15 protein-coding genes are annotated in these 19,779 nt (G+C 63.0%); 10 read left to right on the forward strand and 5 right to left on the reverse strand.

The window, feature by feature from the left end; all coding sequences use genetic code 11:
- Window positions 1-3 precede the first annotated feature (3 nt).
- The 6 genes from ACPTTF_RS22090 to ACPTTF_RS22115 all read left to right on the forward strand — a co-directional run bounded on the left by ACPTTF_RS22090 (window position 4) and on the right by ACPTTF_RS22115 (window position 10,265).
- On the forward strand, window positions 4-2,376 hold the full coding sequence (locus tag ACPTTF_RS22090) for a T6SS phospholipase effector Tle1-like catalytic domain-containing protein (protein WP_423368198.1): 2,373 nt from the start codon (window positions 4-6) through the stop codon (window positions 2,374-2,376).
- Between the two features lie 24 nt (window positions 2,377-2,400).
- Window positions 2,401-2,682 (forward strand): PAAR domain-containing protein, encoded by a 282-nt coding sequence (locus tag ACPTTF_RS22095; RefSeq protein WP_423368200.1) that lies wholly within the window; start codon window positions 2,401-2,403, stop codon window positions 2,680-2,682.
- Window positions 2,683-2,684: 2 nt separating this feature from the next.
- On the forward strand, window positions 2,685-3,989 hold the full coding sequence (gene tssL / locus ACPTTF_RS22100; protein ID WP_423368201.1) for a type VI secretion system protein TssL, long form: 1,305 nt from the start codon (window positions 2,685-2,687) through the stop codon (window positions 3,987-3,989).
- Window positions 3,990-4,014: 25 nt separating this feature from the next.
- The gene (gene tssM / locus ACPTTF_RS22105; RefSeq protein WP_423368202.1) at window positions 4,015-8,112 is read left to right on the forward strand and encodes a type VI secretion system membrane subunit TssM; all 4,098 of its coding nucleotides are present in this window, start codon (window positions 4,015-4,017) and stop codon (window positions 8,110-8,112) included.
- Between the two features lie 20 nt (window positions 8,113-8,132).
- Window positions 8,133-9,350 (forward strand): type IVB secretion system protein IcmH/DotU, encoded by a 1,218-nt coding sequence (icmH, locus tag ACPTTF_RS22110; RefSeq protein WP_423368204.1) that lies wholly within the window; start codon window positions 8,133-8,135, stop codon window positions 9,348-9,350.
- Window positions 9,351-9,686: 336 nt separating this feature from the next.
- Complete coding sequence (locus ACPTTF_RS22115) at window positions 9,687-10,265, forward strand: DUF6708 domain-containing protein (protein ID WP_423368206.1); 579 nt, start codon at window positions 9,687-9,689, stop codon at window positions 10,263-10,265.
- A gap of 26 nt (window positions 10,266-10,291) precedes the next feature.
- On the opposite strand, the gene ACPTTF_RS22120 is transcribed toward ACPTTF_RS22115, so the two are convergent.
- A complete protein-coding gene (locus tag ACPTTF_RS22120) occupies window positions 10,292-11,170 on the reverse strand; it encodes a MurR/RpiR family transcriptional regulator (protein WP_423368207.1) in 879 nt (292 codons plus the stop codon).
- A 363-nt stretch (window positions 11,171-11,533) separates the two neighbouring features.
- Between ACPTTF_RS22120 and ggt the strand changes: the two genes are divergently transcribed.
- A complete protein-coding gene (ggt, locus tag ACPTTF_RS22125) occupies window positions 11,534-13,285 on the forward strand; it encodes a gamma-glutamyltransferase (protein WP_423368208.1) in 1,752 nt (583 codons plus the stop codon).
- 225 nt (window positions 13,286-13,510) lie between these two features.
- Window positions 13,511-14,839: a dicarboxylate/amino acid:cation symporter gene (locus tag ACPTTF_RS22130; protein WP_423368210.1), complete on the forward strand. Its 1,329-nt coding sequence runs from the start codon at window positions 13,511-13,513 to the stop codon at window positions 14,837-14,839.
- Window positions 14,840-14,856: 17 nt separating this feature from the next.
- Here ACPTTF_RS22130 and ACPTTF_RS22135 read toward each other — a convergent pair whose 3' ends face one another.
- On the reverse strand, window positions 14,857-15,255 hold the full coding sequence (locus ACPTTF_RS22135; RefSeq protein WP_423368212.1) for a DUF3331 domain-containing protein: 399 nt from the start codon (window positions 15,253-15,255) through the stop codon (window positions 14,857-14,859).
- Window positions 15,256-15,299: 44 nt separating this feature from the next.
- The gene (locus ACPTTF_RS22140; protein ID WP_423368213.1) at window positions 15,300-16,592 is read right to left on the reverse strand and encodes an NAD(P)/FAD-dependent oxidoreductase; all 1,293 of its coding nucleotides are present in this window, start codon (window positions 16,590-16,592) and stop codon (window positions 15,300-15,302) included.
- 148 nt (window positions 16,593-16,740) lie between these two features.
- On the opposite strand from ACPTTF_RS22140, the gene ACPTTF_RS22145 reads away from it, so the two are divergent.
- A complete protein-coding gene (locus ACPTTF_RS22145; RefSeq protein WP_423369856.1) occupies window positions 16,741-17,394 on the forward strand; it encodes a TetR/AcrR family transcriptional regulator in 654 nt (217 codons plus the stop codon).
- Between the two features lie 13 nt (window positions 17,395-17,407).
- Here the strand turns inward: ACPTTF_RS22145 and ACPTTF_RS22150 are convergent, their stop codons facing one another.
- On the reverse strand, window positions 17,408-18,319 hold the full coding sequence (locus tag ACPTTF_RS22150) for a LysR family transcriptional regulator (protein WP_423368215.1): 912 nt from the start codon (window positions 18,317-18,319) through the stop codon (window positions 17,408-17,410).
- Window positions 18,320-18,427: 108 nt separating this feature from the next.
- Between ACPTTF_RS22150 and ACPTTF_RS22155 the strand changes: the two genes are divergently transcribed.
- Window positions 18,428-19,189 (forward strand): SDR family NAD(P)-dependent oxidoreductase, encoded by a 762-nt coding sequence (locus tag ACPTTF_RS22155; protein WP_423368216.1) that lies wholly within the window; start codon window positions 18,428-18,430, stop codon window positions 19,187-19,189.
- Window positions 19,190-19,243: 54 nt separating this feature from the next.
- Here the strand turns inward: ACPTTF_RS22155 and soxR are convergent, their stop codons facing one another.
- On the reverse strand, window positions 19,244-19,723 hold the full coding sequence (soxR, locus tag ACPTTF_RS22160) for a redox-sensitive transcriptional activator SoxR (protein ID WP_423368218.1): 480 nt from the start codon (window positions 19,721-19,723) through the stop codon (window positions 19,244-19,246).
- Window positions 19,724-19,779 lie beyond the last annotated feature (56 nt).

The following is a 19,779-nucleotide window of genomic DNA, read 5'->3' on the forward strand; positions in this document are numbered from 1 at the left end:
GCGATGAGCGTAATCCGCTGGCCCGAATCGTTCAACGAACAAGGGCGTTTGGCAGAAGGTGAAGCGGCCCGAGCAATGGGCAAGAGTACCTTGGCAGGGGAGCCCGCTGGCTGTTCGCAGACACTTCACGTCAATCTGTTCTTCGATGGAACGAATAATAATCGGGAGTGGGACATTAAAGACGCGAAAAGGCCGACACACAGTAATGTCGCGAGATTGTCGTTCGTTTGTCCTCAGAACAAGGAGGCGGGAATTTTCTCCGAGTACGTTCCGGGCGTCGGTACTCCATTTTATGAAATTGGCGAAATGGCTTTCTCGTCTGAAGGTAAGGCATTCGCCCTTGGTTTTGGCATGCGAGTCGCTTGGGGATACACCCGCTTGCTGAACGCGCTGCACGAGGCGATGGCGGGCGATATCCTGTTGTATGACCCGGATGCCCGTGCTTTGTGTGCGTCGATCGACAATGACGTCATCGCCTCGAACGGCACGCTGACGCAAATTGTCGGAAAGGTTTCTAAGGCTCTCCGAATGGCGGGTTCTATAGCAACCGCATCGCAGGTGTACTACGGATACAAGACTCGGGCGAAGCTGGAGCGTCTTCACGGGGAACTGTCTGCGCTTCAGAAGAAGCATGGGGGACCGGGTGGCCAACTGAATCGTTCGATCAAGAAGGTATGGGTGAACGTGTTCGGATTCTCGCGCGGAGCGGCGGGGGCGCGCGTATTCGTCAACCGTCTCATCAACACTTGGGCACCGGGCGGCATGATCGCGGGCGCGATTCCGTACGAGGTCAATTTCCTGGGGATTTTCGACACGGTTGCATCGGTTGGCCTGCCGGATACAGTCACTGCGGCGATCGATATGGCAGACCTAGACGGGCACTGGGCATGGACCGCACAAGGCGCTCTCAACATCCCATCGTCGGTCAAGAAATGTGTGCATTTCTTCTCGATTCACGAGCAGCGCATGAGTTTCCCGCTCGATTCCATTCGGGAGAAGCATGCCTATCCGATCAGCGAGCCGCGCAGGATTGAGGTTGCCTACCCGGGCGTGCATTCGGACGTGGGCGGTGGTTATGCATTCAATGAGGAAGGAAAATCTCGAGACGGCGACGGCAGCAAGCTTAGTCAGATCACCTTGCACAATATGTATATCGAAGCACTAAAGGCCGGGGTGCCGCTGCTGCTTCAATCTGATATTCGCAAGCGGGAGGACTTGGTGAGAGACTTCTCGTTGGCGCCATCCGTTTCCCGCACCTTCAACGACTGGCTCTCAACCGTCAATCAAAAACCCCTCGACAGCGTCGAAACCGCACTTCGTATCGGCATGGGTCAGTCGCTCGCATGGCGTACCTTGCGCGCGGACTATGGAAATCCGCAGGCCTACATCACGTCGCAGGCCTTTTTCCGTCATGCGCCTGAAGACGAGGTCACGCCCCACGGACTCGAAACGCGAATCGCGAGCAAGGCAGCGTCGAATTCCCAGCTTGACAAGCTGAAGCGCGAGAAGAGCCAACTCGAGAAGCAAAAGGCTGGCCTCGATGCCGCCGCGCTCAGCATGCCTGCGATTCCGGCACTTGCGAATCCATTCAAGAAAAAGGCGGCTGAACTCGGCGAACAAATCAAGAAGAAAGACGCCGAGATCATGGCGGCTGCGGCTGGGAAGCCTCCGCGGCCCGGGGAGGGTACGACGGACGTGACGACCAACGACAAGACAGACCTTCTGGAAGCCGCGGAAGAGTTCCGGCTCTTGCTGGCGTACCTGTATCCCGATCAACGATGGCGATGGCAGGTGTATTGGGCACGCCCACCGGCTGAAACCGTGAATTTGAAGATGGGGCCGATTGGAAAGGCGATTCCGCTGGAGCAGAACGTCAATGCTTATTTCCTGACGGTTGAACGGAAGGACGTTCCAACTCACCGTAGGCAGGGGGCAACGACTGTCTGGATGGGGGAACGCGACCGCGTGCTGCAACTGCTCGGCGCCGTTGCCCCGTATCAGCCAATCCTGGATTTTGTTCTCACACCGCCGCAGGAAATGCTGCCGTTCCTGCTCGAACACACATCTGACGCCGCGGTGCGAAAGCTGCCTAGCGCCGCGATTCGTTTGCTGGACGATTACGTTCACGACAGCCGCGCATGGTTCCGCGTGCCCTATTTCCATGAATATGCACCCGGCGGTTACGGTTGGGCGCGGACGTTCTTCGTCGGCAACGACAGGCGCGTTCGGTCGCTCGGCCTGAAAGACGCCGCCGCGCAGATTGCCATCGAGCGTGCCAGGGTAGCGGCGGCGGATCGCGGCAACTACCTTGCCGAGCAGTCCAGGACGTTGCCGCCGCCAGTGAAAATCGACTTCAGCACCTTTCCGCGCTATTGAGCGCGCCAGCCTACGAATAGCACCATGTCAATCAGCATCGCAGTCGTCGGAGACGCAACCGACCATGGCGGCCGGATCATTACCGGCTCGGATACGCACAAGATCGGCGGCAGGAAAATCGCCCGCCTGCATGATCTGGTCGATTGCCCGGAAATCTATCCGGACGGTCGCCCGCACGGCGTCAACAAGATCATCGAAGCGCATCCGACGCTCAGCGTCGGTGGACGCCTCGTGGCGCTGCATGGCCACCGTACCGAGTGCGGTTGCCGGCTGATTGCCACGTCGACGGCAAAGGTGGGACGCTAACCATGTCGACTCCAAGGAAAGCCAGCACGCCGATCGATTCCGTGTACACGTCCACGGAAGATCCGGAGGCATTGGCCGATGCGCTGAACCGGGAAGACGATACGCCAGCCAACGAGGATATTGCACCGCCCGAGGTCTTCGAGCAGCGCCTGGCCCAAGTGAAGGCTGCGCCGAATCCATTGCTCGAAGCATCTCGTGTTCTGCTGCGAGCGCAGGCCGACATGCCGGAGAAATTTGTATCGAAGAACGCCATCGCGTCGCTACGCGCGCTTCTCAAGCAGGAAGTTCGGGTATTCGAGAAACTCTGCGAGCAGACCAATATCCGCCGCGACCACATGATTGGCGCCCGATATTGCCTGTGCACGGCGCTGGACGAAACGGTAACGCAAACCGCGTGGGGCAAGGCTGGTTCGTCGGGGATTGCATGGATCAAAGAGGGGCTGGCAACTACCTTTCACGGGGACCTCGATGGCGGCGACAAGGTTTACCTGCTGATCGGCCGCTTGCTCGAAGACCCTCACGAGCATCGGGACCTGCTCGAAGTGATTTACCGGACGCTTAGTCTCGGCTTCGAAGGACGCTATCGAGGTGCGGGCGGTGGCACGCGCAAGCACGACGCGATTCGCCAGCGGCTCTACAACGTCATCACGTCACAACGCGAACCCGTGCCACTGGCGCTGTCCCCCCACTGGCAATCCAGCGCAAAAGGCAAGCGTCTGTCGTTCTACGATTTTCCAGTGTGGATCACAGCGACCGCCCTGTCGGTAGTCCTGCTCGGACTATTCGGATGGTTCAAGTACGAACTGTTCAGCCGCAGCGCGGACGTCCAGAAGCAGATTGCCGACATCGCCCGCATGACGCCGCCACCCGCACCGCCGCCGCAACTACACCTCAAGCAGTTGCTCAAGGACGAAATCGCGACCGACACCGTCAGCGTCGACGAAGACGCTCGCCGCAGCGCCGTCACGTTCCGCGGCGACGCGATGTTCCGCCCCGGTGGCGCTTCGGTTCAGGCATCGATGAACCCGCTGATTTCGAAGATCGCGGCCGAGATCGCCAAGGTGCCGGGCAAGGTAACGGTTCTCGGTTACACAGACAACGTGCCGATTCGCAGCCGTCATTTCGCGTCGAATCAGGCGCTGTCGGAAGAGCGGGCCACCCAGGTCATGCAGATGCTGCAAGCCGCCGGGGTACAGGCGAACCGCCTCGAAGCCGTTGGCAAGGGCGATGCCGATCCGGTCGGCGACAACCGCACCGCGCAGGGGCGCGCGCAGAACCGCCGCGTCGAGATCGACGTTGCTCGATAAGCCAGATCCGTTTCCGGAATAACACATGAAGAAGTTCCAGTTCCTGTCGTTTCTGGCCTCGCGCCAGTTCCTCGCGTTCCTCGCACTGGTTGTCGTCGCACTGGTGATCTGGTTCGTCGGTCCGTTTTTCGCATTCGGCGGGCTCAAGCCGCTCGCCGGGGCCGGCATGCGCGTGCTGCTGATCGCGTTGTTGCTCGCCGGCGTGCTGCTCTGGCTCGTGGGATGGTCGATCAGCATCGTGTTTGCCGCAATGCTTTGCTTGCTGATCTGGTACGCGGGGCCGCTGCTTTCGCTGGGTCATATGGCTCCATTCGACCCGGCGTCGACCCGGCTCACCGCGATCGCACTGGTGGCGGCCGTTTTTGTCCTCGTCGGAATGTTCCGACTTTGGCAGAAAATGCGCGAAGACGATGCGTTCATGAAAAAGATGCTGCGTCTGGATCGCAAGAAGGAGAATCCGCTTGCAGCTTCCCGTCTTCGGAAAGTCGAAGGGAGCGTGACGAGTGCGCTAGCGCGCCTGAAATCGATGCGCACCGGCGCACGCGGCCTCGGCAAGCTGTTCCAGGGCAAGCGCTATTTGTACGAGTTGCCCTGGTACATCACGCTCGGTTCGCATGGGTCCGGCAAGACCAGCATATTGACGAACGGTGGGCTGGCGTTTCCCGTTGCCGAGCAGATGCAACGCGCTGCCGGGAAGCCTGCCAGCGATGCTGCCGCAGTGGACTGGTGGCTGACGAACGATGCAGTGCTGATCGACACGACCGGCTACTACACGCGCCATCGTACATCGATGGTCGGGGGCGCCGATGCACTCGTCGCTGAACCGAACAAGCCGACTACCGATGTATCCGGCAAGGATGCTGCCAACGCGCCGACGAGCACGGAGCGCTCTTCCGAAGGCACGCAGCAGGGCGCCTCCGGGCAATCGGAGGCGGTCGCCGCCTCGAAATCGAGCGTCGATGTCGTTCCGAATCCTGCCGACGTGCGCGACCGTCCACAGGAGATCGATCGCGCGGAATGGCTCGGATTTCTCGGTATATTGCGCCGGAACCGCCCTCGCGCGCCGATCAACGGCGCATTGCTGACAGTCGATCTTGCGACGCTGGCGAGCGCGGACGAACAGGCGCGCGTCGCTGAGGCCGCTGCATTGCGCGCACGGTTGGCCGAGCTGAGAGAGGAACTGGGCATCCGCTTCCCCGTTTACGTGATTGTCACGAAGTTGGACCGCCTCGCGGGCTTTGCCGAGTATTTCGGGGCGCTCACGTCCGAGGGGCGAGCGCAGGCATGGGGCTTCACGCTTCCGTACGGCAAGGAAACGGTTGCGAAGGAAGGGCTGCGTGCGCGTTGTCACCATGAGCTTACCCAACTGGCGGAACGATTGACGGGTTCGATCGATACGCATCTGCAGGATGAGTACGATTTGAACAAGCGGCGAAAGCTTGCCGCCATGCCTGAGGCGTTTTCCGCGCTGCTCGGACCGCTGCTCGACCTGATCGACCGGGTATTCCTCGACTCTCGCTACGACAATACCCAACTCCACTCGACGTTGCGCGGCGTCTACTTCACGAGCGCCCGGCAGCGGGGCAGCGAGATCGTGACGGAACGCCATACGGTTGTTCAACGTCTTCTGTCGACTCAGGATCACGCCACTGTTGCACCGGCGCGCGCCGAGGGTAACCAGGGGTTCTTCCTGCACGATCTCCTGACCCGTGTCGTGTTCCCGGAGGCGCATCTCGTGAGCCCCAACCTGCGTTGGGAATATCGCTACCGGCTCTTGCGCCTGATAGGCCACACATTGGCGCTGCTGTTGTTCGTGTGGCTGGCGATTGGTTTGCGCGTGAGCTTCGGCAACAACAGTGACTATCTCCACACGATTGGCAGCAAGGTGCAGGCGCTTACCGCTCGCGTCACGGCGTTGTACAAGACGCCCAAATTGCAAGCCGTGCCCGACACGCTGACAGAGGCGCGTTATCTGCCCACTTTTCCGGGGCTCGACCTGTCCGATCCGGACAGCGCATGGCGCTACGGTCTCTACACGCCGGCGGACATTGCCACTGAAAGTCGGCACACCTACGATGCCCTTGAAGACAACCTGCTGCTGCCGCAGATCGTGCATCGTCTGGAAGACATCATGTCCGGTGCAATTGCCAGCAAGGATCCAAAGGCCGCCTACGATGCGCTTCGCGTGTACCTGATGCTGTACGACAAGGCGAAGTTCAATGCAGGCGACGTCAAGGCATGGGTGCTCGACGACTGGGCGAAGACCGACAGCGCTACTGCTTTTGGTGGAAGGGCGTCGATGATCGACCACGTGCAACAGCTCTTCTCCGGGGAGCGTGTCGTGCAGTCTCCGCTGATCCGTAACGACGCTCTGGTACAGCAGACACGTGCCTTTCTCGATGGCAGCAACGCCACCGACCGCCTTTACCAGCGCGCGAAAGCGGCAATGCTCAAGGAGGCGCCCGACGAGTTTACGTTGCTGCGCGCGGTCGGCCCGCAGGCCGGCACGGTGTTCACGCGTGCGAGCGACGCACCGTTGTCGCGCGGTGTGTCGGGGCTCTTCACGTTCGACGGCTATCGGAATCTGTTCGACAAGCGGCTGCCCGAGTTCGTGCAGATCGCGCGCGACGACGACGCGTGGGTGATGGGGCGTTCGTACCTGGGCGAGGCTCAAAAAAAAACGGCTGAGATTGTAAGCAACGCTGCCGGCGCGGACGATGCGTTGACCGACGCCGTTCGCCGCGAATACCTGATGGAGTACGCGCAGCAGTGGGAGGCTTTTCTCAACGACATCCGGACCGTGAGCGGCACGAGTCTCGCGTTCAATCTGAACGTACTGCGCGGCTTTGCAGCGCCCGATTCGCCGCTCGCGCGTCTTGCTCGCGCTGCGGTGCGCGAGACGACGCTCACGCAGCAATCGGTTGCGTCGAGCGGTTCGCTGCTGCAAAAAGCCGCTGACCAACTGAATCAGAAAGCCGACAAGGCGCTGGGAATTCGAGCATCGGAGCGCGTCGAGCGGGAACTCGTCGACAATCGTTTCGCGGCGTTGCGCGAGGTCGTAACGGGAAACGTCGATGCGCAGCTTGATGCGCAATCGGCCGGCATACCGGCTGAAAAGACTGGACTGGACGGCATCGCCAACCTGCTGAACGACTATTACACGGTGCTTACCGTCGCCGATAACGCGCTGTCGAACAACAGCATGCCGCCGGCGAGCGACACGGCCGCGAAACTCAAGATGGCCGCGGATACGATGCCTGCGCCGTTCCGCGCGATATTGCTCAAGCTCGCCGCCGACGGGTCGCGCGAGGTCAATCAGGGGATTGGTCAACTGTTGTCGCGCCAGATGCAGGCGGTGGTCGGCGACACCTGTCGACTGACGATCGAAGGAAACTACCCGTTCTCGCTCGACAGCAAGCGCGACGTCGGCATTGACGACTTCACGCGTGTATTCGCACAGGGCGGTGTGATCGACGATTTCTTCGTGAAGACGCTGGCACCGTTTGTCGATACGTCCGCAAAACCATGGCGCTATCGAACGCTGCCGGGCGCGACGGAGCCCGTGCAGGGGCCGAACCTCGAACCATTCGAGCATGCGAAGGCGATTCGCGACACTTTCTTCAGCGATCCTGGCCACAAGCAGATGACGTGGAAGGCCGACATCCGGGTTCCGGAACTCGCGCCGACGATCATGAGCCTCTCGCTCGACATAGACGGGCAGACGACGCTTTACCAGCATGGTCCGGTCGCACCCTTCACGATTACGTGGCCAGGGCCGCGCGGCGGCGTCCACGCCGAGATCACGGCCAGCCCGCGCATCCGGCCGGACACGTCCACGATCTCGACTGACGGTCCGTGGGCATTGATGCGACTGCTTCAGAAAGGCCAGGTGGTCGGAACGGCCACGCCGGGTCGCACACGAGTCGCGTTCAGTTTTGACAGTCGTGAAGCGGTGCTCGACATCGCGAGCGTTGGCAGTGTCGCGAACCCGTTGACAAGCGACGTGTTGAAGACGTTCCGGTGCCCGACCTCGATGGCGATGTTCAATTTGCCGGATAGCGGCCCCCCGCCGGGATTGCCTCAGGGCATGTTGCCGATAAACACCGGAAGCGTTTCCCGTTGAATCGAGGAGGGGCGATCAAGATGAGTCTCTTAACCGCCGATCTGCAAAGCCAAGACCGGGGCTTTGCGTCGCCATCTGTCGCTGCAAGGCTCAAGATGGCGGAGCAGTCGATCAATCCGCTGCTCGAAGCAGCGCGAGTCCTGCTGGGCGCGTTGGCCGATAGGCCCGAAATTCTCGATGCCGATTCGGTTGCCCGGCGACGACGGTGGCTGGAGCATGAAATCCGGCTATTTACGCGGCTGTGCGGTGAACTCGACCTCCGACCGGAGCATGTCCGGAGCGCAAGCTATTGCCTGTGCTCGGCGCTCGACGAGTCTGCGATGCAGGCGCGTTGGGGAAAAGGAGAGGCAACCGGTGTCGAATGGCAAGTCAATGGGCTGGCTATCGCGATGGGGCACGATCGTCAGGGCGGTGACCGCGTTTTTCAACTGATCGGTGAGGCGTTACGCAGCCCGCGGGAGAACCTCGATCTGATCGAGTTGTACCAAAACATACTCGATCTTGGCTTTCGCGGGCGTTACCGATTCGAGCGTGAAGGACAGAAGCGCTTGAAGGTCATCCGTGAGCGCGTGCATGACGTGGTTGTGACGGGTGGGGTGGGCATGAACCACGTAAGGGAGCCGGTCAGACAAATGCGACAGACGGTCGATCCGTGGGTGCGTCCCTTGGTTATGCGCCGCTCGTCGCGCATTTGGGCTGTTGTCGGTATAGCGACTGCGTTGCTGTTGGGTGCCGCGGGATATGCGGTGGTGAACCATTGGGCCGGTTCGAGAGAGGCGCAACGCATGTCGCCGTTTGATTCGCTGGCTCGCAATCTGGAACAGCGGCTCCTTGACGAGGTTGCAGCAGGGAATGTCGAACTGATCCGAGATCCTGCGCGCAATACCTTGACGCTTCGCTTTGGCGGCATGTTTGTGCCCGGCGGTGTGACGGTGGACCCTTGGGGGGCTTCCGTCGTGGCCTCGGCCGGACGGGAAATCGCCGCGATGACCGAAGGCACGGTTGTTCGGGTGAACGGATTTGCGGACAGCGCGCCGGCCAATTCGGCACGTCAAGTTTCCAACCAGGCGCTGTCCGAAGCGCGTGCCCGACATGTTGCCCGGATTCTTGTCGCGGCTGGCGTACCGGTGCCGAACATCAACGTGGAGGGGCGCGGGGATGCCGATTCGCTGGCGGACAACGATACCGCTTTGGGACGGGCCAGGAACCGTCGCGTTGAAGTGATCGTCTCCAAATGACGCGACAAACATATGGACAAAAGATGCCACTCTCACCGGCTGTCTGGTGATGGTGTGGCTTGAGTGCCTTTATATACGGGGTGACTTGACGAAGATGGAAAGACTTGAACTGAACACGCAACTGGATGACAACGCATCGATCCCGTCACTGGAGGTGGATGAGTGCGACGCGATCCGATCCCTGAAGATCACGCATCTGGATGACGTGTACATGGAGGTGTCGTTCGCGACGCCCATCAGGCGAATGATTGAGCTGTGTGCATATGTCGTTACTGCCCCATTTGTGTTGGTGATGATCGTATTTGCAATTTTTTCAGGCGATGCGGGAATATTTTTTTGTTTTCCGCATTTTCAATTTTCGCGGCTTGGGGCGTGTATGGGGAAGCCTATCGCATTCGCCATAAGCCGAAAGACCAGCCGATTCGCTTCAATCGGGCGCGTGGAAAAGTTTACTTCTACTACTACAAGGATCGTCCGTGCGCGCCGCGTCGCAGCAGAGTCACCGCACGTGGTTATGCGTGGGACCAGTTGCGTGTTAGGACTTGGTCAACCGCTCGCGGTCACCAAGGTATTGAGATAGTTGCGGTAAAGCCTGCGACAAGCAAAATTATCTTCGTCTGCAATATTCCTGATGCGTTGATTAAGTGTGATTTTTTTAATGGAGGAGTAAGTGAGGATTTCTGGAATCTGTGTGAGGCCTATATGGTTTATGGTGCCGATATTCTGAAGGAGACTGGAGCATTTTCCACAAACAGGGAAAATACACCCCGCATGAATCTCGCCATGCGCTTAGCGCCGGACGTGGTTTGGCCGGCCGGGATGGACATCGAATCGCGAACGGCTCCGGACGGAACGTCCGTCGGAGCTAAGTCAAGCGTACCCTCCTGGTTCCGTTCGGTCATAGAAGACGATTGAAGTGCGTTGACCCATTCAGCCACCCATCACTCCGGCAAATCGCGGCTGTTGGCGTTCTGCTCGATTCCGCCGGTATTAAGCGATTCGATCTTCTCCATCCGCTGTCTCGCCAGCTCAGGCAGCCGGTTCGTCACGCCGATCACGAGCGCCTCGGCGAGCGCGAGCGCAGGCACGTTGGTCTGCAGCATCGCGAACGGCTGCCCCTGGATCCGCAGCACGATCTCCGCAAATTCCCCGATCGGCGAGTGCCATTCGTCGGTGATCAGCATCACGCGCGTGCCGAGTTGATGTGCGGCTTGTGCGAACCGGATGCTGTCGCGCTGGTAGCGGCGAAAATCGAAAATGACGAGCACGTCGCCGGGCCCCATGTCCGCCAGGGCGACCGACGCGAGGTTCACATTCGGTTCGACATACTGAACATTCGGCCGCGCGTACGCGAGCGTGAACGAAAACAGCGAAGCGAGCGGCGCGGTATAACGCCCGCCACCGCAGAAGACACGAACGTCCTGATCGGCCAGCAGCGCCACCGCTGCGTCGAACGCCGCCGCATCGAGCCCTTCGATCGTGGTCGCCAGCGATTGCGACAGCCGCTGGAAAATCGCCGCATGACTGTCGCGTAGCCCCGAAGCCGAGTGAAACGCATCCATCCGCGCGAGCGGCGAATTCATCGCAGTGTCGATTTCGCCATACAGCGCCTGCTGGAACGACGAATAGTTGGGAAACCCGATCCGGACGACGAAGCGAAACACGGTCGGGTCGCTCACGTCGGCCTGCTTCGCAAACTGCGCGATGGGCCCCAGCCCGAGACTGGGATAGCGATCCAGCAATGCCTGCGCGACCTTCTGTTCCGACGGCGTGAAGCTATCCATCTGGGATAACAGCAACGCCCTGATGCTTGTCCCCATCGGGCACTCCGGCTTTCTCAATCCGAATGACAAACGGCAGACGTGGGTCTGCCGGCGAACCCACGCATGTTAGCCGATTGACGTGCGGCGAGCCGCGCACGCCCCGGAATTAGAGGGACGCATCGCACGGTCGGCCGATTCGCCTACTAATGTAATAAAACAAACATTTATAAAGAAGCGATTCAGCGAATATTCGTTCATTGTTCAGTATTAACCCTAGGTTTTGGTGCAAAAAACCGAGTGATATGATCGCGTCCTCACTGGAATGTACGGTTTATTACATCGCAAATTGCCGCATCGACACGCGGTGATGCGGTGTCGCATTCCGGCATGGCCCGGTTTATTTGTCTGGAGGATTCCGTCATGAGGCGGCTCGTAGTACTCACCCTGTTGTCGGCGATGAGCGTGTGCGCGATCGCCGCGTCGGACCCGGCGGTCGAAGCGAAGAACGGCATGGTCGTGTCGTCGCAGCACTTTGCGTCGCAGATCGGCGTCGACATCCTGAAGGAAGGCGGCAACGCGGTGGATGCGGCGGTGGCGGTCGGCTATGCGCAGGCCGTGACCAATTCGTGCTGCGGCAACATCGGCGGCGGCGGTTTCATGACCCTCCACCTGGCCGACGGGCGCGATCGCTTCATCAATTTCCGCGAGACCGCGCCGGCCGCGGCTTCCGCGAACATGTACCTCGACGAGAAGGGCAACGTCATCCCTGACGACAGCCTGTACGGCTATCGCGCGGTCGGCGTGCCGGGCACGGTTGCGGGCCTCGATCTCGCGCAGCGCAAGTACGGCAAGCTGACGCGCAAGCAGGTGATGGAGCCGGCGATCCGGCTCGCGCGCGACGGTTTCGTGCTGACGCGCGGCGATACGGACATCCTCGACACGACGGTCGAGCGCTTCAGGAAGGATCCGGAAGCGGCGCGCATCTTCCTGCGGCCGGACGGCACGCCGCTGCAGCCAGGCGATCGCCTCGTGCAGAAGGACCTGGCCCGCACGCTCGAGCGCATCGCGGAGCAGGGGCCCGACGCGTTCTATCACGGCGAGATCCCGAAGATTGTCGAAGCGGCGGCCAAGCGCGGCGGCGGCGTGATCACGGCCGCCGATTTCGCGTCCTATCGTGCGCAGGACATGGCGCCGCTGACGTGCACGTATCGCGGCTACGAGTTCGTGTCGGCGCCGCCGCCGAGCTCGGGCGGCGTGACGATGTGCGAGACGCTGAACATCCTCGAAGGGTACGACCTGCGCAAGCTCGGCTACCATTCGGCCGCGGCGGTTCACTACATGACCGAAGCGATGCGCCACGCATACGAAGATCGCAACACGCTGCTCGGCGATCCGAACTTCATCGACAACCCGGTCGCGAAACTGACGAGCAAGGAATACGCGGCGCAGATCCGCAAGAGCATCCATTCGGATACGGCGACGCCGTCGGTGGACGTGCAGCCGGGCGTCGGCGTGCACGAGAAGCCGGAGACGACCCACTATTCGATCATCGACAAGGACGGCAACGCGGTGTCGACGACCTACACGGTCAACGGCCGCTTCGGCGCCGTGGTCATCGCGCCGGGCACGGGCTTCTTCCTGAACGACGAGATGGACGACTTCACCGTGAAGGTCGGCGCGCAGAACCTGTTCGGTCTCGTGCAGGGCACGCGCAACTCGATCGCGCCGGGCAAGCGTCCGCTGTCGTCGATGGCGCCGACCATCGTGAAGAAGGACGGCAAGGTGTTCATGGTGGTCGGTTCGCCGGGCGGGTCGCGCATCATCACGATCACGCTGCAGACGGTGCTGAACGTGATCGACTACGGGATGACGCCGCAGGACGCGGTCACCGCGCCGCGCATCCACCACCAGTGGCTGCCTGACGCGGTCTATTACGAAACCTACGGCCTGTCGCCCGACACGCTCGCGATCCTGCGCAACATGGGCTACAAGATGGTCGAGCAGACGCCGTGGGGCGCCGCCGAGCTGATCATGGTCGGCCTGCCGGGCACCGAAGCCGCGAGCCGCCAGAGTTCCGGGAATGATTCGTCCGTGTCCGGCAACGTACGTGTCGGCTTCATCTACGGCTACAACGACCCGCGTCGTCCGGCCGGATCGGCAATCGGTTACTGACCTGACCCGATCGCATCATGCTGAATCGCTGCCGCAGGCGTTCGCCCTCGCGCGAATGCCGTTGCGGCGGCAGCACGTCGGTTCGCGGACATCCGCGAGCCTGACCGGCGCCGGCGCCCGTGCCCGATACACCGGGCACGACCGGCTCGCCACGCGCGCTCCCTGGCACGGCACGGGACGCGCGCCGTTCATCCTTCAACTTCTCCCCGTGCATCGAATTCCGTCATGAACAAACGAATGTCCGCGGCAGGCTGGATCCTGCTCGCGATGGCGGCCGGCATCCTGATCGGCTACATGATCTACACGCAGATGCCGGACAAGCAGTCCGCAGCGGAGATCGCCGGCTACATCTCGCTGGTGTCCGACGTGTTCCTGCGGCTGATCAAGATGGTGATCGGCCCGCTGGTGTTCTCGACGCTGGTCGTCGGGATCGCGCACATGGGCGACGCGTCGTCGGTGGGACGCGTGTTCGTGAAGGCGCTCGGCTGGTTCGTCACCGCGTCGCTGATCTCGCTGCTGCTCGGCCTGTTGATGGCGAACCTGCTGCGACCCGGCGAGAACCTCGGGTTGCCGTTGCCGGATATCGGCGCGTCCGCGCATCTGGCAACGTCCAAGTTCACGCTGAAGGATTTCGTCGGTCACATGGTGCCGAAGTCGATCGCCGAGGCGATGGCGAACAACGAGATCCTGCAGATCGTCGTGTTCTCGATGTTCTTCGGCGTGGCGCTCGCGTCGCTCGGCGAACGCGGCAAGATCCTCGTCGCGGCAATCGACCAGCTCGCGCACGTGATGCTCAGGATCACCGGCTACGTGATGAAGCTCGCGCCGCTCGCGGTGCTGGCGGCGATGGCGTCGACCGTCGCGATCAACGGCCTGTCGATCCTGCTGAAGTTCGCGGTGTTCATGGGCGACTTCTACCTGAGCCTGTTCCTGCTGTGGGGCACGCTTGTCGCCGCCGGGCTGCTGTTCCTCGGCCGCCGCGTGTTCAAGCTGCTGGTGCTGATCAAGGAAGCGTTCATGCTGTCGTTCGCGACCGCGAGCTCGGAAGCCGCGTATCCGAAGATCCTCGATGCGCTCGACCGTTTCGGCGTGCGCCGCAAGATCTCGAGCTTCGTGATGCCGATGGGGTATTCGTTCAACCTCGACGGCTCGATGATGTACTGCACGTTCGCGTCGCTGTTCATCGCGCAGGCATACGGCATTCACCTGTCGCTCGGCACGCAGGTCACGATGCTGCTGATCCTGATGCTGACGTCGAAGGGGATGGCCGGCGTGCCGCGCGCGTCGCTCGTCGTGATCGCCGCGACGCTGCACCAGTTCAACATCCCGGAAGCCGGGCTGCTGCTGATTCTCGGCGTTGATACGTTCCTCGACATGGGCCGTTCGGCCACGAACGCAGTGGGCAACTCGATCGCCAGCGCGGTGGTCGCGAAATGGGAAGGCGAGCTGATGCCGGAAGCGGAAGCCGAAGCGAATGCGGCGCGGCTGGATGAGGAAGCCGAAGCACGGATGAACGAGGCGGCCCGCGAGGCGGATCGCGTCACCACGGCCTGAAGCGGTATCCCGAGCCTTCAGGCCGCTTCGGCGGGGCGGGCCGCGTCGATGCACGCGGCCAGCACCATCGCGGCGGCGTTGCCCGGCGTCGAGCCGAGCAACTGCGGCGCATAGACGCTGTCGCCGATCTCGATCGGTTGCCCCGACAGCGCGCATACACCGCGCTTGCGCGTGGTGAACAGCCGCCACTTCTGATAACCGTAGTGCCCGGTGCATGCGTCGCGCCATGAAATCATCACGGTGTCGGCCGTGGGCCGCTCGAGTACGCTGATGGCCGGCTTGCTCGTCGCGTTCCACGACGGCAGCCGGTCGCGTGTGACGCTGCGCCGCTGCGGCATGCCCCACGAGACGGACGGCATGTCGAAGCTGCCGATCGCGGCGACAGTCACGAGCCAGGGCGCTATACGGTTGTTCATGTCAGTTTTCCTCGAAACGTTACGCGACACCGCTTCGCGCGGCATCACGACAGGCGGATGCGCGGCCGCACGCAGCCGTTGATCCGTTCGGCGATCCACAGCAGGGTCGCCTTGGAGAAGCCGTGCAGCGCCTGCTGGTGCCGCCGGTAGAGCATCAGGTGGCTGAACTGCGCGAAACGCCCCTGGATGAAGCCGCCGCGAAAGAACCCGAACTGCCCGAGCGTGCCGAACGCGTCGTAGTCGCTGATCGACACGAGCGCGCCGAAATCGTGGAACGCGAACGGCGGCATCGGCTTGCCGTCGAGCCACGCGGGCAGGTGCTTCGCGAGATGCTCGGCTTGCTGCGTCGCGACTTGCGCGGTGGGCGGCAGCGGCCGTTCCTGGCCGTCGGGCAACAGGCTCGCGCAATCGCCGATCGCAAACACGTGCTCGTCGCCGGTTGCCTGCAGCGTCGGGCCGACGACGACCTGGTTCGCGCGATTCGTGTCGAGCCCGCCGAGCGCCTGCATGAAATCGGGCGCCTTCACACCGGCCGCCCAGACCATCAGGTCCGCTTCCGCAAACGAACCGTCGCCGTAGTGAAAGCCGTTCGCGTCGGCCGACGTGACGCGGGTCGACGTCAGCACGTGAAAGCCGATCTGTTCGAGCCGTTGCTGTGCCGATGCGGAAATCTTTGGCGGAAATGCGGCGAGGATGCGCGGGCCGCTTTCGAGCAGCGTGAGTTGCAGCCGGTCGCGTACCGTTTCGTCGCCATAGGCTTGTGCCACTTCCAGCAGGCGGCTCAGCTCCGCGGCAAGCTCGACGCCCGTCGCGCCCGCACCGACGATCGCGACGCGGAACGGCTCGTCGCGCGCGATGCTGCGAAATACGCGCATCCGCAACGCTTCGTTGAAGGACTCGGCCTGCGGCTGGCTGTCGATGAAATAGCAGTGCTCGCGTACGCCCGGCGTGCCGAAATCGTTGGCCTGGCTGCCGAGCGCGAGGATCAGCACGTCGTATTCGAGTTCACGGGCGTCGACCACGAGTTCGCCGTCCTGCGAGCGAATCTCGCCGAGCTGCAGGCGGCGCCGCGCGCGATCGAGCCCTTTCAATTCGCCGGGCTGGTACGTGTAACCGTGATCGCGGGCATGGGCCAGGAAGATCACCTGCTGCTGTTGCACGTCGCGTGTACCGGCCGCGATCGTGTGCAGCATTGGTTTCCAGATGTGGGTCGGGCTGCGGTCGACGACGGTGACCTGTGCGCGCCCGGACCGGCCGAGGCGCTCGCCCAGGCGGGTGGCGAGCTGCAGTCCGGCGATCCCGCCGCCGACGATAACGATGCGTATAGGGGTTGCCATGGATAAATCATCACGTGATGAATAAGGTATGATCCTAGCGCTTCCCGGCTTCGCGTGTCAACGGAACCGGGCAGGTCATATGGTTTTGGCGGCGCTAAAGCGGGGCCGGAACAGGGGTATCCGAATCATTCAAGGAGAGCAGGGAAACGTGGCTGAAGTCACTGAGCGCGCGCCGGCCAAGCGGCGTATGCGAGGGCGGCCGCTGGCCGGGGCGTCCGTCGGTCCGGACGTGATATTGCGGGCCGCGCGTCGTACGTTCGCGAAGCGGGGCTACGACGCGACGAGCGTGCGCGAGGTCGCGCGCGAGCTGGGCATCGACGCGGCGCTGATCGCCCATCATTTCGGTACGAAGGAAACGTTGTGGCTGGCCGTCGTCGAGCAGATCGTCGAGATCGCCGAACCGATGTTCGATGCGCTGCGTGCTTTGCGCACGTCGTCGCTGCCCCATCGCGATCGCGTGCGGCGCATGCTCGAGCTGTGCGTCGATCACGAATTCGCGGAGCCGGACATCGGCATGTTTTTTTCGACAGCGGCGACCGAGGAGGGCGGGCGGCTCGACCGGCTGCAGGAGCGGATCGTGCGCCCGTATCACGATGCGATGTTTCCGCTGCTGGCGGAGGCGGTCGAGGCCGGCGCGATCCGCCCGGTCGATCCGAACGTGTTGTTCTTCATGATCGCGAGCGCGGTCGGCACGACGGTGTCGTACAGTCACATGATGCTGGAGTTCACGTCGCTGCCCACGCAGCAGGATGCGTTCCGGCAAGCGGTGCTCGCCGTCGCGTTCAACCTCATCGGCGACTGAGCACCGCGCGCGCTCACGTCGCGGCAACCAGCCCCAGTTCGCGCACCGCGTGCTGCGCGGTTTCGCGCAGCGCATCGACGAGCGGCGATGGCGTCCGGTACGCGATCGCCAGTTCGTACGCGAGCGGGCTGCCCGCATCCTTCAGTTCGCAGAACGTAATGCCTTGTGGTTGCATCGGCACGAACAGGCGCGGCATCAGCGCGACGCCGATGCCGCCCGCGACGAGCCCGGCCGTCGTCTGCATCTGGCGCGGCCGCTGGACGACGCGCGGCGCGAAGCCGGCCTGCGCGCACGCCGTCACGATCAACGCGTGCATGCCGGGCCCGTGGTGCGCGGCGAACATGACCCACGGTTCGTCCGCCAGTTCGGCGAGCGCGATGCGTCGGCGGCGCGCGAGCCGGTGACCGTCGGGCAGCGCCGCGACCATCCGGTCGCGCAGCAGCGGCTCGACGCGCACGTCGCCCGCATCGGCCACCGGCAGCACGACGAGGCCGACGTCCGTACGGTCCTGGCGCAGCGCGAGCACCTGTTCGGCGGTCGTGCCTTCCTCGAGCTGGAAATCGACGCCCGGATACCGTTCCTGGAATGCGCGCAGGATCAGTGGCAGCAGCGCGTTGACCGTGCTGTCGACGAAGCGCAGCCTCAGCGTGCCGCCGAGGCCGGCGCCTGCGCGGCGGGCCACGGCCACCGCGCGCTCGGCCTGTTCGAGCGCGCGCCGTGCTTCGAGCAGGAACGCCTCGCCGGCCGGCGTGAGCGCCGAGCCGCGGTTGTCGCGCTCGAGCAGCGTCACGCCCAGCTCGTCCTCCAGCTTGCGGATCGCCGCACTGAGCGGCGGCTGCGCCATGTGCAGCCGCTCGGCCGCGCGCCGGAAGCTCAGCGTCTCGGCAACCGCGATGAATTGCCTGAACTGCCGCAGATCGATCATGCGATACCTTTCATGTATCAGTTGATCATCGAATTCGTATTTTACCTATCACCTCGCGCTGCCCAGAATGGCCTTGTCATCAACCGTCAATAGTCAGGAGGGCAGGTCATGGCGGGCAACGAACGGCAGCGAACGGCGATCGTCACGGGCGGGTCGAGCGGGATCGGCTTCGCGATTGCGCGACGGCTGGTGGAGGAAGGGTATCGCGTCGCGATCGTCGGGCGCGACGCGATGCGGCTGGAAGCGGCCGTCACGCGTCTCGGCGGCGCGGCGATCGGGCAGGCGGCTGACCTGAGTGTGCGGCGCGATGCGGAAGCGGCGGTCGACGCGATCGTCGCGCAGTGGTCTTGCGTGGACGTGCTGGTCAACAACGCGGGGCTGACCGGCCGTGTCGGTGCGGATACCGAGGCGGGCGAGGCCGAGGACGTGTGGGACACCGTGCTCGACGCGAACCTGAAAAGCCTGTTCGTGACGACCATGGCCGTGCTGCCGCATCTGGCCGAGCACGACGCACGGATCGTCAACATCGGCTCGATCGCGGCGCGCGCCGGCAGCCTGCTGCCGGGCGGCCTTGCGTACGCGGCGGCGAAGGCCGGCGTCGAAGGGTTCACCGTCGCGCTCGCGCGCGAACTCGGGCCGCGCGGGGCAACGGTCAATACGGTCGCGCCAGGCTATATCGCCGACACACGCTTCTTCGGCGACGGCGGCGTTGCGCCGTCCATCGCGGCGACGATCCGCGAGCAGACGCCGGCCGGCCGCTCCGGGCATCCGGATGACATCGCGGACGCGGTCGCGTGGCTCGCCGGGCCGCGCGCGTCGTTCGTCACCGGCGCGACGATCGCGGTGAACGGCGGTTGGCGCGTCGGGTGACGCCATCCGCACCGGCGGCCGGGCGCGGCATCGCACGCCACGCCCGGCCGCCGGTCACTCGAGGTCCTTGGGCGGCGCATCGCCGAGCCAGCGCCGCGCGCCGGGCCCGTTGCGGCCCGCACGGTCCTCCGGGTTCGTCAGCTTGCAGCGCTTCAGCGACAGGCAGCCGCAGCCGATGCATTCGTCGAGGTTGATGTAGAGCCGCTGCAACTCCTCGATCCGGTTCGCGACACGTTGCTTCCAGCCGCGCGACAGCCGCTGCCAATCCTTGTTGCTCGGCGCGGTGTCCTCGGGCAGGCTCACGAGCTGCTCGGCGATCTCGTCGAGCGAATAGCCGATCTTCTGCGCGAACACGATGAACGCGATCAGCCGCAGCACCGCGCGCGAATAGTGGCGATGGCTCGAACCGTTGCGGTGCGACTTGATGAGCCCGCGCGTCTCGTAGAACCGCAGTGTCGACGCCGGCACGCCGCTGCGCGAGGCCACTTCGCGAATCGACATCAGCGGCCATTGCGGCGTTTCCTGGATACCCATGACGCTCCTCCGGGAAAGCTTGACTTGAAGTTAACTTTAACTTTTATGCTACGCGC

This window comes from Burkholderia crassaminum, from assembly GCF_964265005.1.
Taxonomy (GTDB): domain Bacteria; phylum Pseudomonadota; class Gammaproteobacteria; order Burkholderiales; family Burkholderiaceae; genus Burkholderia.